16 protein-coding genes are annotated in these 21,838 nt (G+C 69.7%); 6 read left to right on the forward strand and 10 right to left on the reverse strand.

All coding sequences use genetic code 11. The features are described 5' to 3' along the window. Nucleotides 1-56: 56 nt before the first annotated feature. Complete coding sequence (locus tag SYV04_RS08780; protein ID WP_321545196.1) at nucleotides 57-743, forward strand: iron-containing redox enzyme family protein; 687 nt, start codon at nucleotides 57-59, stop codon at nucleotides 741-743. A 58-nt stretch (nucleotides 744-801) separates the two neighbouring features. Further along, nucleotides 802-2,289 (forward strand): serine/threonine-protein kinase, encoded by a 1,488-nt coding sequence (locus SYV04_RS08785; protein ID WP_321545197.1) that lies wholly within the window; start codon nucleotides 802-804, stop codon nucleotides 2,287-2,289. Between the two features lie 32 nt (nucleotides 2,290-2,321). Here the strand turns inward: SYV04_RS08785 and SYV04_RS08790 are convergent, their stop codons facing one another. Next, nucleotides 2,322-3,452 (reverse strand): helix-turn-helix transcriptional regulator, encoded by a 1,131-nt coding sequence (locus tag SYV04_RS08790; protein ID WP_321545198.1) that lies wholly within the window; start codon nucleotides 3,450-3,452, stop codon nucleotides 2,322-2,324. Between the two features lie 455 nt (nucleotides 3,453-3,907). Here SYV04_RS08790 and SYV04_RS08795 point away from each other — a divergent pair, with 455 nt between their 5' ends. Beyond that, nucleotides 3,908-5,029, forward strand: coding sequence for a hypothetical protein (locus SYV04_RS08795; RefSeq protein WP_321545199.1), 1,122 nt, complete (start codon nucleotides 3,908-3,910; stop codon nucleotides 5,027-5,029). A 9-nt stretch (nucleotides 5,030-5,038) separates the two neighbouring features. Here the strand turns inward: SYV04_RS08795 and SYV04_RS08800 are convergent, their stop codons facing one another. Both SYV04_RS08800 and SYV04_RS08805 read right to left on the reverse strand, forming a co-directional pair. Next, nucleotides 5,039-6,193, reverse strand: coding sequence for a cysteine desulfurase family protein (locus SYV04_RS08800; RefSeq protein WP_321545200.1), 1,155 nt, complete (start codon nucleotides 6,191-6,193; stop codon nucleotides 5,039-5,041). Nucleotides 6,194-6,205: 12 nt separating this feature from the next. After that, nucleotides 6,206-6,664: a carbonic anhydrase gene (locus tag SYV04_RS08805; protein WP_321545201.1), complete on the reverse strand. Its 459-nt coding sequence runs from the start codon at nucleotides 6,662-6,664 to the stop codon at nucleotides 6,206-6,208. A 150-nt stretch (nucleotides 6,665-6,814) separates the two neighbouring features. On the opposite strand from SYV04_RS08805, the gene SYV04_RS08810 reads away from it, so the two are divergent. After that, entirely contained in the window at nucleotides 6,815-8,539 is a 1,725-nt protein-coding gene (locus SYV04_RS08810) for an MDR family MFS transporter (RefSeq protein WP_321545202.1), read from the forward strand. Between the two features lie 19 nt (nucleotides 8,540-8,558). Here the strand turns inward: SYV04_RS08810 and SYV04_RS08815 are convergent, their stop codons facing one another. The 4 genes from SYV04_RS08815 to SYV04_RS08830 all read right to left on the reverse strand — a co-directional run bounded on the left by SYV04_RS08815 (nucleotide 8,559) and on the right by SYV04_RS08830 (nucleotide 16,301). Next, nucleotides 8,559-10,007, reverse strand: coding sequence for a M20/M25/M40 family metallo-hydrolase (locus SYV04_RS08815; RefSeq protein WP_321545203.1), 1,449 nt, complete (start codon nucleotides 10,005-10,007; stop codon nucleotides 8,559-8,561). 4 nt (nucleotides 10,008-10,011) lie between these two features. Continuing rightward, on the reverse strand, nucleotides 10,012-13,386 hold the full coding sequence (locus SYV04_RS08820) for an amidohydrolase family protein (protein WP_422723918.1): 3,375 nt from the start codon (nucleotides 13,384-13,386) through the stop codon (nucleotides 10,012-10,014). 106 nt (nucleotides 13,387-13,492) lie between these two features. Continuing rightward, a complete protein-coding gene (locus SYV04_RS08825; RefSeq protein ID WP_321545204.1) occupies nucleotides 13,493-14,845 on the reverse strand; it encodes a restriction endonuclease subunit S in 1,353 nt (450 codons plus the stop codon). After that, nucleotides 14,835-16,301: a class I SAM-dependent DNA methyltransferase gene (locus tag SYV04_RS08830; RefSeq protein WP_321545205.1), complete on the reverse strand. Its 1,467-nt coding sequence runs from the start codon at nucleotides 16,299-16,301 to the stop codon at nucleotides 14,835-14,837. Before SYV04_RS08830 ends, SYV04_RS08825 begins: the two co-directional genes overlap by 11 nt. Before the next feature lie 100 nt (nucleotides 16,302-16,401). On the opposite strand from SYV04_RS08830, the gene SYV04_RS08835 reads away from it, so the two are divergent. Then, nucleotides 16,402-17,892, forward strand: coding sequence for an ArnT family glycosyltransferase (locus SYV04_RS08835; RefSeq protein ID WP_321545206.1), 1,491 nt, complete (start codon nucleotides 16,402-16,404; stop codon nucleotides 17,890-17,892). A 12-nt stretch (nucleotides 17,893-17,904) separates the two neighbouring features. On the opposite strand, the gene SYV04_RS08840 is transcribed toward SYV04_RS08835, so the two are convergent. Continuing rightward, entirely contained in the window at nucleotides 17,905-18,210 is a 306-nt protein-coding gene (locus SYV04_RS08840) for a pilus assembly protein N-terminal domain-containing protein (RefSeq protein WP_321545207.1), read from the reverse strand. 396 nt (nucleotides 18,211-18,606) lie between these two features. On the opposite strand from SYV04_RS08840, the gene SYV04_RS08845 reads away from it, so the two are divergent. Beyond that, nucleotides 18,607-19,806, forward strand: a complete 1,200-nt coding sequence (locus SYV04_RS08845; RefSeq protein ID WP_321545208.1) for a hypothetical protein — start codon at nucleotides 18,607-18,609, stop codon at nucleotides 19,804-19,806. Nucleotides 19,807-19,818: 12 nt separating this feature from the next. Here the strand turns inward: SYV04_RS08845 and SYV04_RS08850 are convergent, their stop codons facing one another. Together SYV04_RS08850 and SYV04_RS08855 are read right to left on the reverse strand one after the other, a co-directional pair. Continuing rightward, nucleotides 19,819-21,369 carry an ATP-binding protein gene (locus SYV04_RS08850; protein WP_321545209.1) on the reverse strand — a complete coding sequence of 517 codons (1,551 nt, stop codon included), beginning with the start codon at nucleotides 21,367-21,369 and terminating at the stop codon, nucleotides 19,819-19,821. A 76-nt stretch (nucleotides 21,370-21,445) separates the two neighbouring features. Then, nucleotides 21,446-21,661: a hypothetical protein gene (locus SYV04_RS08855; RefSeq protein WP_321545210.1), complete on the reverse strand. Its 216-nt coding sequence runs from the start codon at nucleotides 21,659-21,661 to the stop codon at nucleotides 21,446-21,448. Between the last annotated feature and the right edge of the window lie 177 nt (nucleotides 21,662-21,838).

Genomic DNA, 21,838 nt, shown 5'->3' on the forward strand with positions numbered 1-21,838 from the left:
TTCACCTCTCACTCGCACCACCGGGACTCCCCAAGGGCCCCGCACAGGAGACGTACATGAACACGCGGACGCAGACGCAGACGGGCTGGACGGACATGCTGGAGCAGGAGGCGCGCACGCTGCTGGAGGAGCTGGATGCCCAGCCGGAGGCGCGACGCCTCTTCCACGGCACCATCGACACGGAGGGCTACACGGCCTGGCTGGCCCAGACGTACCACTACGTGCGGTGGACGACGCCGCTGCTGGAGCGCGCGGGCCGGAGGATGAAGCGGCTGGGGCAGCACCCGGCGCTGGCCGAGCTGCTCTTGCACAAGGCGGCGGAGGAGCGAGGCCACGAGCGGTGGCTGCTGGCGGACCTGAAGAACCTCGGGAGGAACCCCGAGGAGGTAGAGCGCACCGAGCCGTGCCCCGCGGTGGTCGCCTACGTGGCGTGGAACCGCTTCACCTCGGAGGCCGGCTCGCCCACCGCCTTCCTCGGCACGGCGTATGTGTTGGAGTACCTCTCCGTGTACCGCGCGGGCGCGGCGGTGGAGCAGCTGCTCGAGCGCGGCGCCATTCCCAACATCCACAAGGCCGTCACCTTCCTGCGCGGGCACGCGGGAGAGGACATCTCCCACGTGGCCGAGCTCAACACGGTGCTGCTCGCGCTCACCGAGCCGAGCGAGCAGGCGGCCATCCTGCTCTCGGCCCGCGCCACGCGCGCGCTCTACCTGGGCCTCTTCCCAGGCGAGAGCGCCCGGTAGGGTGCCTCCAAAGTGGTACTGCCCCGGTGCCTACCAGCGTCTACAAAAAGAGCATCCGTTGCCCCGCCATCTGGCGTGGGCCACGGGCTCCGAAGGCAGGGGCGAGGCCACCATGGGCACCTACCGACTCATCCAGAAGCTGGCCACGGGGGGCATGGCCGAGGTCTTCCTGGGCAAGGTGGTGGGTGTCGAAGGCTTCGAGAAGCCCGTGGCCATCAAGCGCATCCTGCCCGCCTACGCCCAGGACTCCGCCTTCGTGGAGCTCTTCCTGCGCGAGGCGCGGCTGTCGGTGGTGCTCCAGCACGCGAACCTGGTGCAGGTGCTGGACCTGGGCATCAGCCAAGGCCAGTACCACATGGTCCTGGAGTTCGTGGATGGAGAGAACCTGCGCGCGCTGCTCGCGGCCGCACGCTCGCGCAGGGCCTGCCTGGGGCTGCGAGAAGTGTGCCTCATCGTCCAGCAGGTGGCGGACGCGCTGGCCCATGCGCATTCCCGCACGGATGCGTTCGGCGCTTCGCTCGACATCGTCCATCGGGACATCAACCCTTCCAACGTCATGGTGAGCCGCAATGGCGAGGTGAAGCTCACCGACTTTGGCATCGCCGGCCTCACCCACGCGTCCCTCGGCGCACGCGCTGGAGCCCTGCGGGGAAAGATCCGCTATCTGTCGCCCGAACAGGCACGGAGCGAGCCAGTGGATCAGCGAAGCGACTTGTTCCTGCTGGGGCTGCTGCTCTACGAACTGCTCGCCGGCAGGCAGTTGTTGGACGGCACGGAGCGGCAGGTCCTTCACCAGCTGGGCAGCTTCAACGAACGGACCCTGGAACCCATCCCTGGAGTGCCGACGGCACTGTGGCTCATCCTCACACGCGCCCTGAGCGCCTCGCTCGACAACCGTTTCAGCACCGCTCGGGAGTTCTCCGAGGCGCTGCAGGACTTCCTCTTCCATCACCGCCTCCGGGTAAGCCAGTACGACATCGCCTCCCTTTTCGCGCGGCTCCTCCCGGAGCGCCGCTCACCGTTGGAGCAACTGCACCGCACCGCGGGCGAGGAGCTCTGCCTGAACGAGAGCGCACCTCGCGCCCGCCCGGTCTTTCCTCCAGGGCTGCGGCTGCGGCAACCCGCGCCCTCCCTGTCAGCTCCTGAGCGCGGCGCGGAGCGAATGGTGTTCGCTGATGACCTGCTCCACGCGCTCTCCGAGCAGACGGGCCTTCCCCACATCACCGAAGAGAAGCTGCAGCGGATGCCCGTCCCGGAAGAGCTGATCCGGGTGGTGCCTTTGGCGCTATGCGAGCGACTGTGCGCGGTGCCGCTGATGCAGTGGGGGCAGGCGCTCTACTGCGCGGTGTTGGACGCGCGCGACCAGCCGGTGCTCGAGGCGCTCAGACAAGCCTCTCGCTCAGGCACCGCGTACGGCATGTTCGCCACGGAGAGCGCCATCCGCCGCGCCATCCGCCGCTTCTATGGCCTGCCAGAGAACGAGGCAGGCACGCTCGAACCCTCGCTCCTGCGCGAGCGCCTCCTCCGGCTCACGGAGGGTCAATGACTCTCCAGCCCTCCCCGACTCATGACACGGGCTTACGTCTTATCCAGCCGGGTGGCCATGCTCTGCACCATGGCCCGCGTGTCCGCACCCAGCTTGTCGAAGATGCGCTGCAGGTGCTTCTTCACCGTGGACTCCGTGCATCCCAGGTCCTCCGCGATGGTCAGGTTGCCCCAGCCCTTCAGCAGGCGCTCGACAACCTGCAGCTCCCGCCGGGTGAGCCGCCCTTGCCAGACTTTCGGCACCGGCACCGCGTCGGGGATCTCTTGCAGCATCAATGTCCACAAACGCCGACCGTTCGCCGCCAACAAGGGAATGAACGTCACCCGCAGCGACCGGCCCTCGTTCTCGCGCTCCCACACCTCTTGCTGGGATCCGACGGGCGCCACGCTGCCCGCAAGCTGCCTCAGGCGCTCCACCAACGGCTTGGGCAGCAGTCCCTCGAACTCGCTCGGAGCAAACCACCGCTCCAGCAGCTCCGTGACTCCGTCCGTGCGCATCATCTCCGTGGCGGGCTCCACCATCACCAGGGTCTTGGAGGAACTCCTGCTCAAGAGCTGCTCCAACACCCACCTTCGCTGGTGGGCCTCCATCAGCTGGCGCTGCGTCTCTCCCATCTGGCGTTGCACCTCCCCCATCATCCGGCAGTTGCGCACGGTGCTCGCCAGCAGCGACGCCAGCCGTTGCAACACCGCTCTTTCTCTATCCGAGAAGGGCGTGGGTCGACCTCGATACAGCATGAAGCCGCTGTGCCAGTCCTGATCGACCTGCAGCATCACCGCCATCATGTGCTCCGGCGGCATCCCCAGCTCATGGCTGCGCTGGCAGAAGGCGCTGCGCTTCAACTGCTCGCTGGAAACCATCTCCGTGTCCCGCAGCACCACGTTGGGCTGCTTGGCCATCGTGTGCCGAACGAAGTCCTCCGACGCCACCTCGCCGTAGTGCGCGAAGAACTCGGCCGGCATCTCCGCCACCAACCATTCATATTCGGTGGGGCTGCCTGGCTTGGGAATGCATATCGCCGCGTGGTCCGCCGCCAGCATCCGGGAGATGACCCCATACGCTCGCTTGAGCACCACCGACAAATCAAACGAGCCCATCAATGCCTCCATCAACATGAACGTCAGGTCTTGCTCAGCAGCGTCGAGGCTCAGCGAACTGGCCATGGAGCACCTCCCCTCCCAGGCCTCGTTTCGTGAGCCCGGGTGAACACCCCGGGATGTGGTTGACTGTCACACCTGCAAACATTAGCAAGCCTAACAGGTTGGGTCCCCGGAGATTACCTCTTAGGTAATCTCAATCAGTGTTCAGGAGTAGAGGGTCGCTGTACCACTTGAGTGGTACAGACCGAGGGTGTCCTGATGGGTAGGGTTGCTCATGCCTCTGCAACGGAGGCTTCGGTGGCCGCCACACACAAGGGAAGGCGACTATCGGGTATGTCATTTCGGACCCCGACCCGAAAAGGCATAACAAACCGGAGCGGCGGGTCGGGCCGAGGGATCCCGGCCCGCCGCTTCACTTGACGCGGGGGGCGAGGGAAGGCCACGTTCGGCTCCCTGCTCCCAGCGCTCCTCCCGGACCCCGAGGTACGCTAGGGGGACCTGTGGAGGAGACGCCGAGAATGAGCCAGCGCGGCCCGCGGATGTTCCTGTTGCTGTGCCTCTTGCTGGGGGGCCATGCCCTGGCGCAGAGCCCCACTCCCAAGGCGGCGCCGCCCAAGCCCTCCGCCGTCGACGAGAGCCTCGCGAAGCTGCGCAAGGCGGGAAAAGGTCCGCTCGCCGACCAGCTGCTCGCCGCCATCCAGTCGGCCCGGAAGCAGCGCGAGGCCCATGGCTTGGGGCACGTGCTGGTGGGTCGCGTGAAACTCGGGGGGGGTCCCGGGAAACTCGAACAGCTCAACAGCCAGGTGTCGCTCGTGGGCGAGGGCTGGTTCGTGACGCTGGTGGAGAACCTGAGGAACCCCGTTCCCTTGCGCCTGCACGGGTATGACGCGGTGGACATCTCCACCCAGGGCCTGCCCGCCGAGGAGCTCCTCTCCGTGGGCGAGGTGACGCTGCGTCCGCTGCCTCCCGAGAAGCTCGGCGCGGTGAGGGGCCGCGTGGTGGCCACCGACCCGAAAGCGCCCATCCAGGCCTACGCGTACATCACCGCCGGAGACCTCAACACGCCCTCGGGCACCATCAACGAGGACCGGCCCGCCGTGCGGCTGGACATCAAACAAGACAAGGATGGCGTGTTCCAGCTCAGCGGCCTCACCCCCCGCCCTGCGCGCTATGAGCTCTGGTTCAAGGCGCCCGACCACGTCGCCCAGAGCCGCGTGGTGCTCGCCGCCGCCGGCACCACCCAGAACCTGGGGGAGGTCCGCCTGGAGAAGCCTCGCCAGCTGCGCGTGCGCTATGTGCTGTCCACCACCCCGCCCCCCTTCGTCGACCAGCCGGTCCAGGAGGCCGTGGTGGACGGCGGCCAGCCCTTCAAGGCCGACCCGCAGATGCAGGGCGCCACGTTCGTCCTGCAGCAGCGCCCCGGAATCCAGCGGCTGCGGTTCCAGACACAGCCGGCGCGCCTGGGACAGCTCGGCAAGGGCAAGCTGGAGGAGTTCCGCTTCGTGGACCCGAACACGGTGCAGTTCGTCTCGCCCTTCGAGGTCGGCTTCGACCCCTCTCGCGTCTACCTGCTGGACCACCGCGCCGTGGGGCAGTGGGTGCTCTTCCAAGTCGAGCCGGTGACGGGCGAGGCGAAGTAGCGCCGGGGCTCAGGGCTCGCGCGGGCTCGCCACCGCGCGCCACGCCTGGGCCAGCGCCGTGGCCGCCGCGTCCACGTCCTCCGCCGTGGTGCCGTGGCCCAGCGTCAGCCGCACCGCGCCCAGCGCCTCCTCCGCGGGCAGCCCCATGGCCAGCAGCACCGCGGAGGCGCTCTCCCCGCCCTCGTGGCACGCCGAGCCCGTGGACGCCGCCACCTCCGGTGCTCCCGCCAGCACCGCGCTGCCTCGCGCGCCCGGGAAGCGCACGTTGAGGGTGTTGGGCAGCCGCTCCGTGAGGTGGCCGTTGAGCCGCATGCCGGGCACCTCCGCCTGCAGCCGCCACCACAGCCGCTCTCGCAACTCCAGCAGCGCCGCGCTCTCGCGCTCCAGCCTCCCGCGCTCCAGCTCGCACGCCGCGCCCAGGCCCACCACATACGGCACGTTCTCGGTGCCCGGCCGCAGCCCGTGCTCCTGCCCGCCTCCCAGCGTGAAGGGCCGCAGCGGCGTACCCGTGCGCACGTAGAGCGCTCCCACGCCCTTGGGCGCGTACAGCTTGTGCCCCACCACCGTCAGCAGATCCACCCCGAGCCGGTCCACGTCCACCGGCACCTTGCCCACCGACTGCGCCGCGTCCGTGTGGACCCACGCGCCATACCGGCGGGCCTGGGCCGCCAGCTCCGCCACCGGCTGCAGCACGCCCGTCTCGTTGTTGGCGTGCATCAGCGACACCAGCGCCGTGTCCTCCCGCAGCGCCGCGGTGGCCTCCTCCACGCGCACCCGCCCCTCCGAGTCCACCCCCGTCCAGGACACTGCCCAGCCCTGGCGCTCCAGGTAGCGGCACGGCTGCACCGTGGCCGGGTGCTCGACGGTGGAGGTCAGCACGTGCCGCCGCTCCGGGCGGGCCTCGGCCGCGCCACGGATGGCCAGGTTGTTGGCCTCGGTGCCGCTGCCCGTGAAGAAGATCTCCTCGGCGCGCGCGCCCAGGAGCGCCGCAACCTGTGCCCGCGCCCGCTCCACCGCCTCGCGCGCGCGCCGGCCGTAGGGGTGTCCGCTCGACGGGTTGCCGAACTCCTCGCGCAGGAAGGGCAGCATCGCCTCCAGCACCTCGGCGGCCACCGGCGTGGTGGCGTTGAAGTCGAGGTAGATGGGTCGCTCGGGGCTCGGCATGGCGGCGCGATGCTACGTGGAGGAGATGGGCTCGAAGTGGATCTTCTCGCCCTCGGGGCGGACCCTATAGGTGTGGACGGTAAGGCCCGGGTACGCCTTCACGAGCTCCGCGGCGGCCTCCTGGAGGTCCTTGAGCTGCTGCTCGGCGATGAACTCCGCGCCCAGCGCGCCGTGGCGGGCCTTGTAGTAACCGCAGCCCTCGTGGGCCAGCAGCAGCACCTCCGCGATGTCGTGGCCCTTGATGAGGAAGTGGGCCGCGCGGGAGACGACATCGCTCTCCAGGTAGTCGGCGGACCAGCGGTTGAGCAGCCCTGGCCCCCCCGGCAGGGTGAGCGTGTCGATGCGCTCGTGCCCCAGGTGCTGCGCCAGCTCCTCCACCGCGTCCGTGAAGCGCCCGTCCGAGCAGTACACGGCGAGCACCGGGGGATGGCTGGCGTCGTAGGGGACCTTGGCGATGAAGGACTTGGGCATGGAGGACCAGCCTAGGCGCCCCCGTCGCCCCGCCCAAGGGGCAGGCGGCCAGCCGCGACTCTCGGGAGGCTTGCACCACCAGGTAGGTGCGCTGAGCACCCCTCCGTCCCCAGCTTCCCCGCATCCTTATATATGGACCCCGCTTCCGCCATGGCTCCGCCGGCCGCAGCCCTCCCTGCCTTCACCCGCTCCCAGAAGGGCTTCACCCTGGCGGGGGCGCTGCTGGGGCTGCTGCTGGCCGCGTTGGATCAAACCATCGTCGCCACCGCCGGCCCCGCCATCCAAGTGGACCTGGGCATCCCCGCCTCGCTCTACCCGTGGCTCACCACCGCGTACCTGGTGGCCTCCACGGTGATGGTGCCGCTGTGGGGCAAGCTGTCGGACCTGTTCGGGCGCAAGGCCACGCTCGCGGCGGGCATCCTCATCTTCCTGACGGGCAGCTTCCTGTGCGGCGTGGCGTGGAACACGCTGAGCCTCATCATCTTCCGCGCGGTGCAGGGGCTGGGCAGCGCGGCGCTCTTCACCAGCGCCTTCGCCGTGGTGGCCGACCTGTTCCCTCCCGCCGAGCGCGGCAAGTACCAGGGCCTGTTCGGCGCCGTGTTCGGCATCTCCAGCGTGGTGGGGCCGCTGGTGGGCGGATTTCTCACGGACCACTTCGGCTGGCACTGGGTCTTCTTCGTGAACCTGCCCGTGGGCGCGCTGGCGCTCGGTGTCATCTTCCTGCGCATGCCCGCGCTGCGGCCGCCGGGCACGGGCAAGCCTCGGTTGGACCTGGCGGGCGCGGCGTGTCTGGTGCTGGTGGTGGTGCCGTTGCTGCTGGCCCTCAGCCTGGGGCGGAGCCACGTGGCGCCGGGCGAGCCGGGCTTCGCGTGGAGCTCGTGGCAGGTGCTGGGCCTGTTCGCGCTGTCGGCCGTGGGCGTGGGGCTCTTCCTCATGGCCGAGGCCCGCGCCGCCGAGCCCGTGCTGGACTTGCGGCTGTTCCGGGACCGGACGTTCGCGATGGGCAACCTGGCGGTGTTCATCATCGGCGCGGCGTTCCTCTCGGCCTTCACGTTCCTGCCGCTCTACATGGTGAACGTGCTGGAGCTGTCGGCCACGCGCTCGGGGCTCACCATCACCCCGCTGACGCTGGGCGTGGTGGCGGGCAATGTGCTGTCCGGGCAGTTGGTGGCGCGCGTGGGTCGCTACCGGGTGCTGATGCTGGCCTCGCTCGCGGTGCTCAGCGGGGCGTTCACGCTCATGGGCTTCACGCTGTCGCCGGACTCCTCGCAGTCGACGGTGACGGCGAAGATGGTGCTCATGGGGCTGGGGATGGGCCCTTCCATCCCGCTCTACACGCTGGCGATTCAGAACTCGGTGCAGCCGAGGCAGATGGGGGTGGCCACGGCCTCGGCGACGTTCTTCCGACAGCTCGGCATGACGGTGGGGGTGGCGCTGATGGGCATGGTGTTCGCGAGTTCGCTCTCCAGCGGGCTGCGCGCTGGCACCGCCCAGGCCCTGGAGGGAGCGCCCGCGGAACTGCGCGCGCAGTTGCCCCTGCACACTCCGGGAGCCGTGGGCGAAGGCGCCACACCCGGGCAGGTGTTCCACGCGGGAGAGGTGAAGACGCGGCTGCGCGCCTCCTTCGAGGCCCGGCGGCAACAGGCTGTCGGGGAGGGCACGGAGGCACGCGCGCGGCTCGAGACAGAGGAGCAACAAGCGCTGGCCACGGTGGAGCGAGTGGGCCGGGCCATCAAGGAGGCGTTCACCCGGGCCACCTCGTCGGTGTACCGGGTGTGCATCCTCGTGGCGCTGCTGGCTCTCGCGGTGACGGTGCTGCTGCCGGAGCGTCCGTTGCGCAAGGGCCATGCGCCCCCTGCGCCCGTGAGCGAATAGGCGCAGAGGGAGCGGGACCTCAGTGTCCCGAGGACTTCACGGGCCCGGCCGCGGGCGCGGCGGGCGCCGGAGGAGCGGGGGGACGGGGCAGCACGCCGGGCATCTCCGCCATCACGTAGGCCATCCAGGCCACCGCCGCAGTGCTCTTCGCCAGGGCCTCTGGCTCCACCTTGTCCAGCGTGTCCGCGTGGGTGTGGTGGACGTCGAAGTAGTGGGTGCCGTCCTGCCGCACGCCGAAGAAGGGCACGCGCGCGGGGAGCAGCGGCGTCAGGTCCGCGCCACCCGCCTCCTGCGCGAGCAGGTTCCCCGAGCCCACGCCCACCAGCGGGCTCAACCAGGGCCGCACCAGCTCCGCGGCACCCTCACCGGCTCGGAGCGACACCCCGAGGGGCTTGCCTCCGCCCGCGTCCATCTCCAGCGCGGCCACGTGGCGCGGCAGCTCGGCGGCGTGCGCCTCGGCATAGGCCTTCGCGCCGCGCAGCCCGTTCTCCTCGTTCATGAAGAGCACCACCCGCACCGTGCGCCGGGGCGCGGGCTTCTGCTTCGCCAGCAGCCGCGCCGCCTCCATCACCATCACCACGCCGGCACCATCGTCATGCGCGCCCGTGCCCACGTCCCACGAGTCCAGGTGCGCGCCGAGCAGGATGATCTCCTCGGGCTTCTCGCGGCCCTTCACCTCGGCCACCACGTTGAAGGAGTCCGCCTCGGGCAACTCCTTGCAGCCCAGCACCAGCTTCACTCGGACTGGGCCGCCTCCGGCGAGCAGCCGGTGCAGCAGCTCGGCATCCTCCACGGTGACGGAGGCGGCGGGGATGGGCGCGATCCCATCCTCGAAGCGGGTGGCGCCCGTGTGCGGCGTGTTCAGCGAGGCGGTGGCCAGCGAGCGCACCAACGTCGCCACTGCTCCGGCCTTGGCCGCCAGTGCGGGGCCTCGCGAGCGCAGGGAGGCGAAGCGCCCGTAGTCCTCGGGCTTCTCCATGGTGTGGTTGAAGAGGACGATGCGGCCCTTCACGCGCTCTCCCAGCGTGGCCAGCTCCTCGAGGGAGAACACCTCCACCACCTCGCCGGTGACACCCTCCACGGGGGTGGCTCCGCTGCCGCCCAGCGCCATCACCGTGAGCGGTCGGCCCCGGAAGCGCTCGGAGGAGAGCAGCTCGGCGCGCTCCTCACCGCGCACCCAGCGGGGGACCTTCACGGGCTCGGTCCACGCCTTCACGCCATCGGCCTTGAAGGAGCGGAGGGCCCACTGCACGGCGGCCTCGGCTCCCTCGGAGCCGGACAGACGCGGGCCGATGCCGTCGGTGATTTCGGCGAGGCGGGTCCAGGCATGGCCCTCGGAGAGCGCCGGGCCCACGAGCCGCTCGGCGACCTGGAGTTGCGCCGCGGTGGGTGCGCTTGCCGGGGAAGGCTGAGGGGTGGCGGCCAGGAGGCTCGCCATCAACGTGGAGGGCAGGAGGAAGGTGGACATGGCCTCAGTCCTCTTCCACCGTCAGTGACAGGCCCGGCGCCCAGGCATCGCCGCCCTCGCGCTCGAAGAAGAACTTCGCGCGCACACGCGACTGGTTGCCCACCTCGTTCATCGTCGCCGCGTCGAACAGCCGCCCGTTCACCATCGTGAAGCGCACCGAGTCCGTGTTGCGCAGGTCCTCCAGCGGGTTCTTGTCCAGGACGATGAGGTCCGCCAGCTTCCCCGCCTCCAGCGAGCCGATGTCCTGGTCCAGTCCCAGGTAGCGCGCACCCGACAGCGTGCCCGCCCGCAGCGCCTGCAGCGGCTTCATCCCGCCCTGGCCGAACATCCACAGCTCCCAGTGCGCCGCCAGGCCCTCGCGCTGTCCGTGCGCGCCCAGCTGCACGCTCACCCCCGCGTCATTGAGCTCGCGCGCCGCCTTCGCCACCGCGAAGTGGTTGTACTCCGTGTCCGGGGCGATCTGCCGACGCCGGCTCGCCGCATCAATCACGCGCCGAGGCACGAACGACATCAGCCGCGAGTTCTCCCAGACGTTCGTCTTCCCGTACCAGTACACCTCGCCGTTGAGCCCGCCGTACGCCACGCCCAGCGTCGGCGTGTAGCCGGACTTGCTTTTGCTCCACAGCTGCAGCACGTCCGCGTAGACGCGCGCCACCGGCAGCGAGTGCTCCACGCCGGTGTGCCCATCCACCACCATGGCCATGTTGTGGTGGAAGAGCGAGCCGCCCTCCGGCACCACCATCATCTGCAGCTCGCGCGCCGCCTGGAGCACCTTCTGCCGCTGGTCGCGCCGCGGCTGGTTGTAGCTCTTCACGCTGAAGGCCCCCACCGCCTTCATGCGCCGCAGGTGCGAGCGCGCATCCTCCAGCGTCTCGATGGGCGCCTTGTACCCCACGCCCGCCGCGCCATAGAGGATGGTGCCCGTGGAGTAGATGCGCGGCGCGACAACCCGCCCCGCCTTGCCCAGCTCGCTCGCCGCGAAGATCTCCCCCGTCGAGTTGGACGGGTCGTGCAGCGTCGTCACTCCGAACGCCAGCGAGGCGTAGTTGATCCAGCTCTGCTCCGGCAGGAACCCGTCCGAGCCCATCGGCCCGTGCCAATGCACGTCCACCAGGCCCGGCATCAGCGTCTTGCCGCGCACGTCCACCACCTTCGTCCCCTCGGGCACGCGCACCTGGCCCATCTTGCCCACCGCCAGGATGCGGTTGCCGCGCACCACCACCACGCCGTCTTCAATCACCTCTTCCCCGCGCATGGTGATGACGCGGCCGCCCACCAGCGCCACCGCGCCACCCGGCACATCCGTCGTCGCCTCGAAGGAGATGTTCCGGCCGTGCTCCGCGACCTCGGGCAGCTTCTCCGGAGCGCCCTCCACGAAGAGGAACGCCTCGCGCAGCTCACGCGTGAACAGCTCGGGCCCCAGCGCCCAGTGCAGCCGCTTCGAGTCTCCGGACCAGTGCAGGTACTCGCCCGAGTCCTTGGACACCTTCGACACCGGCAGCGCCTTGCTGTCCTTGCTGGCCGCCGCCGCCTTGCCTCCGCGAGGCAGCGGCATGACGTAGGCGTTGAAGTTCTCCCGGAACGCCACCCACTTCTCATCCGGAGAGACGCGGTAGGTGAGCACCTCGGCGCTGGTCAGGTGCGTGCGCTGCTCGCTCGCGTCCAGGCCGATGCTGCGCAGCTCGCGCTTGTCCTCCTTCTCGCCGCCCTCCACCGCCAGGTAGTACACCCGGTCCGAGCGCGCGCCGAAGTGCGGCTGCTCGCCGTCCTTCACCAGCCGCCGCGCCTTGCCGCCTCCCGCGGGGATGACGAACAGGCCCTGCTCGCGGCTCCACAGCGCGGGCATCAGGTAACCACCCCCCGAGGCGCGATAGACGATGGAGCGCCCGTCCGGAGAGAACGCCGGCTCCAGGTAGAAGCCCGGTTGGGCGCTGACCACCCGGCCCTCACCGCCCGTGGACGGCACCACGCGGAGGGTGCCGTACTTCTCATCGTCCCACGTCGTGTAGACGATGGAGCGCCCATCCCGAGAGAACGACGGCGACATCTCGAAGTGCTCCGTCTGTCGCGTCAGCCGGCGCGGGGTGCCGTTGGGCAGCTCGCGCACGTACAGGTGCCCCAGCGCCTGGTACACCACGCGGTCGCCCTGCGGAGACACCTGCACCCAGCGCAGCATCTTCACCGGGAAGCGCTCGGGAGCCACCTGCTGCGGGAAGCGCAGGGCCTCGAACACGGTGCGCGTGCCCTTCACGCGGAAGGGAATCGGGGTGACACGCTTGGTGGCCACCTCCAGGCGGTGCAGCTTGCCCTGGGCCCAGAACACCAGGGACTTGCTGTCCGGCGTCCACGCCATCGTCGGGTACACGCCGTGGATGGCCCATGTCTCCTGCATGTCTCGGTCGAGCCCATCGAACAGCGCGCGCTCGGCGCCCGAGGCCACATCCGCCACATAGAGCACGCTCTGGTCACGCACGCGCCGCACGAAGGCCAGCGACTTGCCGTCGGGCGAAGGCGTGGGCCGCACCGAGCCGCCCGGCCCGGAGACGAACGGTGAAATCTCCCGCGTCTCCAGGTCCAGCCGCTGGATGGCGTAGATCTGCCCGTTGGCGTCCTTGTTGTACTCGAACACCCGGCCGGGGGTGACGTCCTGGCTGAAGTAGAGGTAGCGGCCGTCCGGAGAGAACACCGGCTCGCCTACGTCCTTCTGCTCGGTGGGGCGCTCGGTGAGCTGCACGCCCTCGCCGCCCGAGCGGTGGTAGAGCCACATCTCACCCGCGCCCAGCGAGCGCCGCGAGGTGAAGTGCTTGCGCCCCACGAGGTACTGGCCATCCGGAGACCAGGCCGGGCTGTTGAGCAGGCGGAACTTCTCTTGCGTCACCGGCTGCGCATCCGTGCCATCGCGCTTCATCACCCAGAGGTTGTCGCCGCCACCCCGGTCGCTCGTGAAGGCGATGGACTTGCCGTCCGGGCTGTAGCGCGGCTGCATGTCCCAGGCGACGCCCGTGGACAGTGGCTTCGCCTCGCCGCCCGCGATGGGCAGCGTGTAGAGGTCGCCCAGCAGGTCGAAGACAATCTCATCTCCACGCGGGCTCACGTCGAGGCTCATCCACGTGCCCTCGGTCACGTCGAGGGGCACCTCGGTGGCGGGGAAGCCTGGAGCGTTGACGCTCCACTCCACGCCCGCGTCCGGAGTTCCCGGCGTTGGCGTCGGCATGCCCCCATCCACCTGGGTGGCGGAGGCGGCCTGGACGGCGGGGTCCTTCTCCTTGGGAGGCTGCGGATCATGCCGCACGGCGGGCGGCGGCGTCTGCGCGCGGGCGGAGAGCACGCCAGTGACGAGGAGCACGACGAAGCAGGGAAAGAGCGGCAGTCGTTTCACAGAGAGTGGTCCTGGGGTTTTTGAGGCGGGCGGATACTAGGGCAACGGTTGGCGGCACTCACCATTCCACGGAGACGTCTCGGCACAGCGGAGCCAACGCCATGCGTCATCCATGGGCGGCGATGGCGGCTTGGGCCTCTGAAACGCGCCGCCGGCCCGAGAGCAGCTCGGGGATCAGGGTGTCCCGCAAAGCCTCGAAAACCACGCGCGCGTCCAGCTCCTTCCACACGCGCTGGTCGAGCGGCGCCACACGGGCGGCGAACGCGTCCTGCACGGTGCGCGAAGGCACGAGAAAGGGCAGGGCCTCGAGTAGCGCGGTATTCAGGGAAGGCCGTGTCGTGCCCAGGGCATAGCCCTCCACCTGGGAGAGGAAGGCGTCCTGCCGGTACACCTGCGCGAGGTAGCGCGGGTGCAGGGGTCCATGCGTCGGCAGGCGCACGCGCAGCATCTGCCCGGAGATCATCCATCCGGCCTGGTGCGCCGGCACATGGGCGGACCTGCCCACCGCGCCCACGCGGGTGAAGACGAGGTCCCCCTCGCGCAGCCGATAGCGCTCCAGCGCGGGGACCTTGTGGGCACCCACGCGAAGCAGCCCCTGGCCCCGCACGCGACCGTCGTTCACGTCCCCCACCTGGATGAGGGGCACGCCCTCCGCGCGGTAATCCGAGGCGTGCAAGAGACTGCCGAACGGACCTGTCAGCACGCAGTTGGCGCCCGGGAGCAGTCCTCCCAGGCTGTTGCGACTCCACCCCACTGGCAGGCCGTGGGCGGTGAGGGCCGCCGGGAACAGCTTCGCCAGCTCGGGGCTCGGGAGCTCGGGTCCCTGGCCCGCGGCCCGGGCGCGCACCGGCTCGAAGTCCACGAACCAGTACCGGAAAAGGGCCTGGATCATGGACTCCAGGGTGTGGATCAACCGCTGCCCCACGAGGATTCGGTCATCGAGGGTGCCCAGGATCTCCGCGATGGCGCGCTGCTCGGCCAAGGGCGGCAGCGTGAGGTGCATCCGCCGCTGCTCCTTCAGACTCACGTAGTCGGTGATATCCGTCTGGCCTTTGACGGCGTCCACCTGCCGGGAGAACTCCTCGCCCCGCATCCAATAGAAGAGGAACCGGCTGTCGAGTACGCGCGGCTCCTTCACGCGCCAGAAGCACAGCTGCGGCGAGTAGACGAAGCGCGGCGTCTCCGGCCGCACGAACGCCAGCCGTCCCACGGTCCCCTTGGAGGTGAAGACGACATCTCCGGGCCGGGACCCCTTCTCGCCCACGCGGGAGAGGTGCTCCTCGCGCAGGCAGTCCGCGTCGGAGAAGTCGAAGCCCTGGTCGATGTTGCCCGCGCGCGCGAAGGGTACCCCCGGCTCGCCCAGCTCGAGGTTCTTCGCGCGGTACCCGTCGTTGATGGCGAGCGCACCGGCACGCACGAGCTGCTCGACGGTGGTGCGCTTCCAGGCCTCAGCCGCCATGTCCCAGCCTCCGCAGGCTCTCGCGGATCTCCTGCTCCAGCTGGTGGGCCTCGGTGATGTGCCGCTCCATCTCGGAGACGAGTCGGGGCATCAGCTCCGAGAACGGCTCTCGCCCCGACTCGCTCGCGCCTTCCTCCGCGCCCACGTAGCGCCCGGGGTTGAGGGAGGAGTCCTGGGCGAAGATCTCCTCCCGTGACACGGCCCGGCAGAACCCGGGCACGTCCGCGTACCGCGCAGCTCCCGGCTCGCCGCGCCAGGCGTGATAGCTACCCACCACGCGTTGGACGTCCGCGTCGGTGAGCTCCAGGTGGGTCCGGTCCACCCGGTGCCCCAGCCGGCGCCCGTCGATGAAGAGCACCTCGCCCTGGCGCGCGCGGCCCCGCCCCCGTCCGCTCTTGTCACGCGTCAGCAGCCACACACAGGCCGGAATCTGCGTCGCGTAGAAGAGCTGGCCCGGCAGCGCCACCATGCAGTCCACCACGTCCGCCTCGACGAGGGCCTTGCGAATCTCCCCCTCGCCCGACTGGTTCGAGGACATCGAGCCATTGGCCAGCACGAAGCCCGCCATGCCCTGGGGAGACAGGTGGTGGAGGAAGTGCTGCACCCACGCGAAGTTCGCGTTGCCCACCGGCGGCACCCCGTACGCCCAGCGTGCGTCCTCGCGCAGCCGCTCTCCGCCCCAGTCGCTCACGTTGAACGGGGGGTTGGCCAGGATGTAGTCCGCCTTCAACTCCGGGTGCAGGTCCTCGTGCAGGCTGTCAGCGGGCTTCGGGCCCAGGTCGTGCTCCAGCCCCCGGTGGGTCAGGTTCATCCTCGCCAGCCGCCACGTCGTCGGGTTCGACTCCTGCCCGTAGACGGAGATGTCTCCCCGCTTGCCGCCGTGCTCCTCCAGGAACCGCTCGCTCTGCACGAACATCCCGCCCGAGCCACAGCACGGGTCATAGACCCGCCCCTGATACGGGGCCAGCAGCTCCACCAGCAGTTTCACCACCGACTTGGGCGTGTAGAACTGTCCACCGTTCTTGCCCTCCGCGCGGGCGAACCTGGACAGGAAGAACTCGTACACGCGGCCGAGGATGTCCTTGCCCCGGCTCTCCGAGTCTCCCAGGCCGATGGTGTCCACCAGCTCCACGAGCGCTCCCAGCGTCCGAGGCTCGAGCGTCGGCCGCGCATAGCCCTGTGGCAGCGCGCCCTGGAGGTTCGAGTGGTGCCGCTCGAGGGCCGCCATCGCCGCGTCCACCCGCGCGCCGATGTCGGGTTGCCGCGCGCCCTGGGCCAGCTCCCGCCAGCGCGCCTCCTGAGGCACCTGGTCCGCATCGAAGGCCTCGCCGATGGACTTGAGGAAGACGAGCCCCAGGACGACGTGCTTGTACTCGGCCGCGTCCAGATTGTTGCGCAGCTTGTCCGCCGCCTCCCAGAGTGTGTCCTCGAAGCTCCGCTCGCCCCGGTTCGCCATGGTGGCCCCACCCTAGAACCTGCCGTGGGATTCTCAACCGCTACCTATCTCCATGCTCCTCCCGGCTCCCCCTTCTCCCCTCCCTGCCCGCGTGCCCTGGGTGCTGCCCGTACTGGCCCTGGGCACCGTGGCTCTCCACCTGCTCTTCGCCGGGCGGTATGGCTACTTCCGCGATGAGCTGTACTTCCTCGTCTGCGGCCAGCGCCTCGACTGGGGCTATGTGGACCAGCCGCCCCTCATCGCCGTGGCGGCGCGACTGGCCGCCTCGCTCTTCGGAGAGTCGCTCGTCGGCATCCGCACCCTGCCCGCGCTCGCCGCGGGAGGACTGGTGGCGCTCACCGGGTGGCTCACGCGCAGGCTCGGAGGCGGCACGTTCGCCATGGCGCTGGCGGGGGTGGCCGTGGCGCTGGCCCCCTTCAATCTCTTCGCCGGGCACACGCTGACGATGAACGCCTTCGAGCCCCTGTTCTGGATGGGGTGCGCCGCCCTGTTGGTGGAGATGATCCGCACGGACGCGCGGCGACCGTGGCTCGCCATGGGCGCGCTCATCGGAGTGGGGGTGCTCAACAAGCACTCCATGGGCTTCTTCGCCGTGAGCCTGGCCCTCGGGCTGTTGCTCACTCCCGAGCGACGGCTGATGCGCAGCCGCTGGCTCGCATTCGGCGCGGTGCTGGCCACCGTACACGTGCTGCCCCATGTCCTCTGGCAGTGGCGCCACGGCCTGCCCATGCTCGAGCTGCTGCGCAACGGACAGCTCTACAAGAACGCCCCGTTCGCGCTGGGAGAGTTCCTCTCCGGGCAGGTGCTGCTGCTCCACCCGCTCTTCTTCGCGCTGAGCCTCGTGGGGCTCCTCGCCCTGGTCTTCTCCCGAGCGCTGCGGCCCTACCGCGCGCTGGGGCTCGGCTTCCTCGTACTGCTGGGGCTGTACATCCTCATGAAGGCCAAGGCGTATTACATGGCGCCCGCCTACCCCATGCTGGTCGCCGCGGGCGCGGGAGTGCTCGAGCGCGCCGTGCGCCGTCCCCTGCCCCGAGCGGCGGTGCTTACGGGCGCTCTGGCCGGAGGGGCCTTGCTCCTGCCGCTGACGCTGCCGGTGCTCCCCGTGGAGCGCTTCATCGCCTACCAACGGGCGCTGGGCCTGGAGCCTCCCCGCACCGAGCGCCATCGGATGGGCGTGCTGCCCCAGCACTACGCGGATCAACACGGATGGCGTGAACTCGTCGCGGCGGTGGCCGAGGTGTACCACCGCCTGTCACCCGAGGAGCAGGCGCGGACGATGATCTTCGCGCAGAACTACGGCGAGGCCGGAGCGGTGGACTGGCTGGGACGCGCCCATGGCCTGCCGCCGGCCCGCTCCGGGCACAACCACTACTTCCTCTGGGGCCCTGGGGACACAGAGCCCGAGGTGCTGATCATCATCGGCGGTGACGCGGAGGACCACGCCCAGGCGTGCTCCCAGCTGGAGGTGGCCTCGCGTCTGGCGCCCAACCCCTACGTCATGCCGTACGAGGACCAGCTGCCGCTCTACCTCTGCCGAGGGCTCAAGGCCCCCATGGCCACGCTCTGGCCCAAGGTGAAGCACTACCAGTGAGCCGCTGGCTGCTCACTTCTGGACGACGACGCGGTACACCGTGCGCGTCTCGTCGGTCCAGACGATGAGGGTGGTCTCCCCAGCCTTCCGTCCCTCGATGCGCAGGACGTCATCGCCGGTGACTTCGACATCGCCCACGTCGGGGTCACCCAGCGCCACGCGCGTCACCCCCGGAACCTTCAGGGCCTTCGCGTTGCCCGCGCGAACGGTGATGGTGTCATCCACCTTCACGGGCCCCCCCTTGGCGGGTGGCTCGGCAAACGCGGGCACGGAGAGCAGGGACAGGACCACCAGGGTGCCTCGAACGAAGTGCCGCATGGGTGCTTCCTCCATTTCGCCCGTGCCCTCCTCGGAGACCAGGCAGGCAAGCGATGCCCGAGGACTATTCCACCAGCGCGGAGGCGAGTCACCCCAGGGGCCGAGACGAGCGTCGGCCAACGGAATCGCCGCGCTGATCGGACGCTGAGAATCCCTTTCCTTGTTACAGCGCGGTTTTGGCTGCTTCTACAGTGTGGAGCGCTGCTCCGAGGTAGACCGCACGGATCCAGCCGCTGCTCCAGGGTGCATTGGAGCGATCGGTGGACGACACAGCCCCGGCCTCGGAGCCCGATCGCCGCCCAGCATTGAACCCTTCGCGGGAGTCCACTCGTCGGCACATTGAATGCTTGTGCAGACGTGGCGCGTCCGGGGGTGGGACGCCGGGGAAGGTCGTCCATGGGGTTGAGGGAGCTGAAGGAAACGGCACACCAACAGTACGTCCGGGGGAAGTTCGCGCAGTGCGCGCAGACGTACCATCAGATCCTCCGGCTGGCTCCGAGGGACCCGAACATGCGCGTGCGCCACGCGGAGGCCTGTCGGCGCGCGGGAGAGCGACTGCAGGCCATCGCCTCGTACCGAGCGGCGGCGGATCTGCTGCTGGAGCTGGGCTGCGAGTCCCGGGCACGAGGGGCGCTCAAGGCCGCGCTCGAGCTGGACCCGAATGATGTGCTGTTGCAGGCGGAGGTCGCGCGCCTGGATCCGCTGGCCTGCGCCGAGGACATGCCGACGGGCTTCCAGGAGCGCGACGAGCTGCCCCTGCTGCCGCCGCTGGAGTCCGGGCTCGACCCTGTGCCGCCACCTTCGTCCACTCCGCGTCAGGTACACCTGATGCGCGGCGTGCCGAACCGGACGCCGGCCCTGCCGCCGATTCAGCGCGCGCTGCCCGCCGCGCCGTCGATTCCACCGCTCCTGCCGCCGGTGCTGCTGCCCGCGCCGGGCATGCCTTCCACGCCCGCGTCCGGCTCGCCCACGAAGGCGCAGCTAGCGACCACGCTGCCGCCGCGCTCGGCGACGGCGGGTGGACGGGCACTGCCTGCTCGGGCGGCGACCTCGCCGCTGCCGCCGCGTTCCGGGACGCGGCCCTTTGCGCCTCCGGTCCTTCAGCCGGTGTCGGCGTCCACGCCGCCCCAGGGCCAGGCGACAGCTGGGAGCCCGGCGCCGCGAGTCACGGCCGCGTCCACGCTGCCGCCGCGCTCGATGACGCAGGGAGTGCAGGCTTCGGCGGCTCGGCCCATGGTTCCGCCGCCTCTGCCGCCGCGCACTCGGACGGCGAGCTATCAGGCTCCTCCGCCGCCTCCCAAGGAGGCCCTCCTCGGAGAGCGACACACGGTGCCCTTGGTTCAGACGGCTCCCGCGTTGCCGGCGCCCACGTCCACGGAGGCGCCACGTCCTCGGCTGGAGGTGCGGCGCCTGTCGCCCAACGCGCTCGCCTTCCGCTGCTCGCCCACGGACAGCTGGGCGCTCATCCGCTCGCGCACCCCGCTCGAGATGCACCTGGTGGATGATCCGGAGCAGCTGCCGCCCGAGCTGCGCGACTTCACGCTCGAAATCACCGTGGAGTCCGAGACCGAGAGCGCTCCGAGCGCCCTGCACTGAAGCCCGGCCGCGTCAGGCTCGCACGACGGTGACGAGACGGCCTGCAGGCGTATGTGTCTGGCTGGCGCTGGTGCGCTCAGCGATAGGAGGCTGACCGCTGCGCCGGTCGAAGATGACCAGCCATCCGCTGGTGAGCCCCAGTCCCGCCAGATAGCCATCCAGCTGGGCCAGGCCCTCTTCCAGCGGCTCCTTCTCGCCGTCGCGCCACACCTTCAGCTCCAGGGCCAGCGTGTCGGGGCCGTAGCGCAGGCACAGGTCCATGCGCCCGGTGCCGATGGCATACTCGCGCTCCAGCGTGCCGCCTCCGTTGGCCACCCGGTGTAGGAAGGCCATCAGCACCAGGTGCGGCGCGATCTCATGGTAGGGCGCCGTGCCCAACAGGGGTTGGCCGTGCTGCCGCCAGAAGGCGAGGAACGCCTCCATGAGCCGCTCCATGTCCAGGCGCCCATCCGCTCGCATCCAGGTCGTGGACTGGGGCGGTAGGGAGGCGAAGGCCGTGTTCGCCAGCACCCGGGGGATGATCTCCCGGTACAGCGGATTGGCGACTTCCAGCCCCCCTCCTGGGGCCATGCGCACCAACCCCAGATCCTGGATGAAGCGCAGGTCGTCCTCGGGCACGTTCCCCAGGGCGAGGCCCGCGAGCATGGGCTCGAGGATGCGGCGCACGCGCGGCTCGCGCAGGCGCTCGGCGAGGCTGTCCAAGTGCGTGTCCTGGCGACGCAGGAGGATCTCCTTGGCGGCGTCCACGTGGACAGCGGTAAGGGCCTGCGTCCTGTCGGGTACCAGCTTCTCCACCATCTGCCGAGCCAGGGCGTTGACGATCCAGGGTTGGCCCTGCGTCCAGTAGAAAGCCCGGTCCACGGCCTCGGTGAGAAAGGGCTGGCCGGTGTCCGCGGTGTGCTGGGCGTAGAGCTCGGCCACCTCGTCGCGGCTGAAGTTGCGCAGGGTGAGCGACTCGACCTTGATGTTGAAGGGACTGGAGGTTCCCAGGGTATTGCCGCTGCCGGAGGCCACCTTGTAGTCGCGTACGTCCCGCAGGCCGCACAGGATGACCGAGGAGGGAAAGGCGGCGGGCCGATCGGAGAACCCGGCGCGCAACTGACGCAGCACGCTCAGCAGGCTCTGGCCTCGCAGGGCATCCACTTCATCGAAGAAGAGCACCACGGGCCTGGGACAGGCACGCGCCCAAGCAGAGAGATGCGCCCTCAACAAGCCCTCGTCTCCCTCGAACACGAGCGGCGGTGGGCGGAGATCGGCGGGAAGCGCTAGCTCGGCGCGGCGCTGCAGCTCACGGAGGATGGTACGCTGGGCGGAGGCGAAGTCGTCGCCTGCTACCTCGCCCTCCTCACAGGAGAAGTAGAGCGCGGCATAACGGCCGCTTCCGGTGAGCTGGTCGGCAAGCACCCGCAGGGTCGTCGTCTTGCCTACCTGCCGAGGGGCATGAAGAACGAAGTAGCTGTTCTGATCGATGAGGGAGCGCACCTCGGGCAACCGCTGCAAGGCCGGCAGCATGTAGTGGTCGGCCGGATTGCAGGGGCCAGCGGTGTTGAACCAGCGGGACATGAGCAGAAGCTAACACCGCCCCGCTCTCCCGGTGGCTCCATCCTCCACGGGGTTCGCGCCCTTCGAGACCCTCGGCTCAGAGCGAGACCGGCTCGTCCTTCTTCGACTGATTGGGCACCGTCGCGTTCACCGGCGCCTCGCAGTGGTCGCTCTTGCGGTTGGGGTGGCAGTGCCGCACGCCGTACACGTGATGGCAACCGCACGCATCCACCCGCTTCTTCGCGCACACCGACGGGTTGAACACCTGACCCGCTTGCGGCACCGGCGGAGCCGCATTCAACGCCACTGCCACCAACAAGCTCCCCACGAACCCCATCGCCCACCCCCTGATGCTGTGAGGGATGAATGGGAATGCGGATCAACTCCGGCAAGCCCTGACTCCCCCCGAGTGCTTCCTGTTGTACGCAGGCGGAAATTCGCTCGGTGGGCGGCCGGCCCCTCCCTCGGGACACGTCGCCTTTTCACCTAC

The organism is Hyalangium ruber (assembly GCF_034259325.1).
In the GTDB taxonomy this organism is placed as follows: Bacteria; Myxococcota; Myxococcia; order Myxococcales; family Myxococcaceae; genus Hyalangium_A; species Hyalangium_A rubrum.

What these genes read in the sequence shown, in the direction of transcription:
- SYV04_RS08780 (WP_321545196.1), top strand. Translation starts at nt 57, where the DNA reads ATGAACACGCGGACGCAGACGCAGACGGGCTGGACGGACATGCTGGAG.
- SYV04_RS08790 (WP_321545198.1), bottom strand. Translation starts at nt 3,452, where the DNA reads ATGGCCAGTTCGCTGAGCCTCGACGCTGCTGAGCAAGACCTGACGTTC.
- SYV04_RS08795 (WP_321545199.1), top strand. Translation starts at nt 3,908, where the DNA reads ATGAGCCAGCGCGGCCCGCGGATGTTCCTGTTGCTGTGCCTCTTGCTG.
- SYV04_RS08800 (WP_321545200.1), bottom strand. Translation starts at nt 6,193, where the DNA reads ATGCCGAGCCCCGAGCGACCCATCTACCTCGACTTCAACGCCACCACG.
- SYV04_RS08805 (WP_321545201.1), bottom strand. Translation starts at nt 6,664, where the DNA reads ATGCCCAAGTCCTTCATCGCCAAGGTCCCCTACGACGCCAGCCATCCC.
- SYV04_RS08810 (WP_321545202.1), top strand. Translation starts at nt 6,815, where the DNA reads ATGGCTCCGCCGGCCGCAGCCCTCCCTGCCTTCACCCGCTCCCAGAAG.
- SYV04_RS08815 (WP_321545203.1), bottom strand. Translation starts at nt 10,007, where the DNA reads ATGTCCACCTTCCTCCTGCCCTCCACGTTGATGGCGAGCCTCCTGGCC.
- SYV04_RS08825 (WP_321545204.1), bottom strand. Translation starts at nt 14,845, where the DNA reads ATGGCGGCTGAGGCCTGGAAGCGCACCACCGTCGAGCAGCTCGTGCGT.
- SYV04_RS08830 (WP_321545205.1), bottom strand. Translation starts at nt 16,301, where the DNA reads ATGGCGAACCGGGGCGAGCGGAGCTTCGAGGACACACTCTGGGAGGCG.
- SYV04_RS08840 (WP_321545207.1), bottom strand. Translation starts at nt 18,210, where the DNA reads ATGCGGCACTTCGTTCGAGGCACCCTGGTGGTCCTGTCCCTGCTCTCC.
- SYV04_RS08845 (WP_321545208.1), top strand. Translation starts at nt 18,607, where the DNA reads ATGGGGTTGAGGGAGCTGAAGGAAACGGCACACCAACAGTACGTCCGG.
- SYV04_RS08850 (WP_321545209.1), bottom strand. Translation starts at nt 21,369, where the DNA reads ATGTCCCGCTGGTTCAACACCGCTGGCCCCTGCAATCCGGCCGACCAC.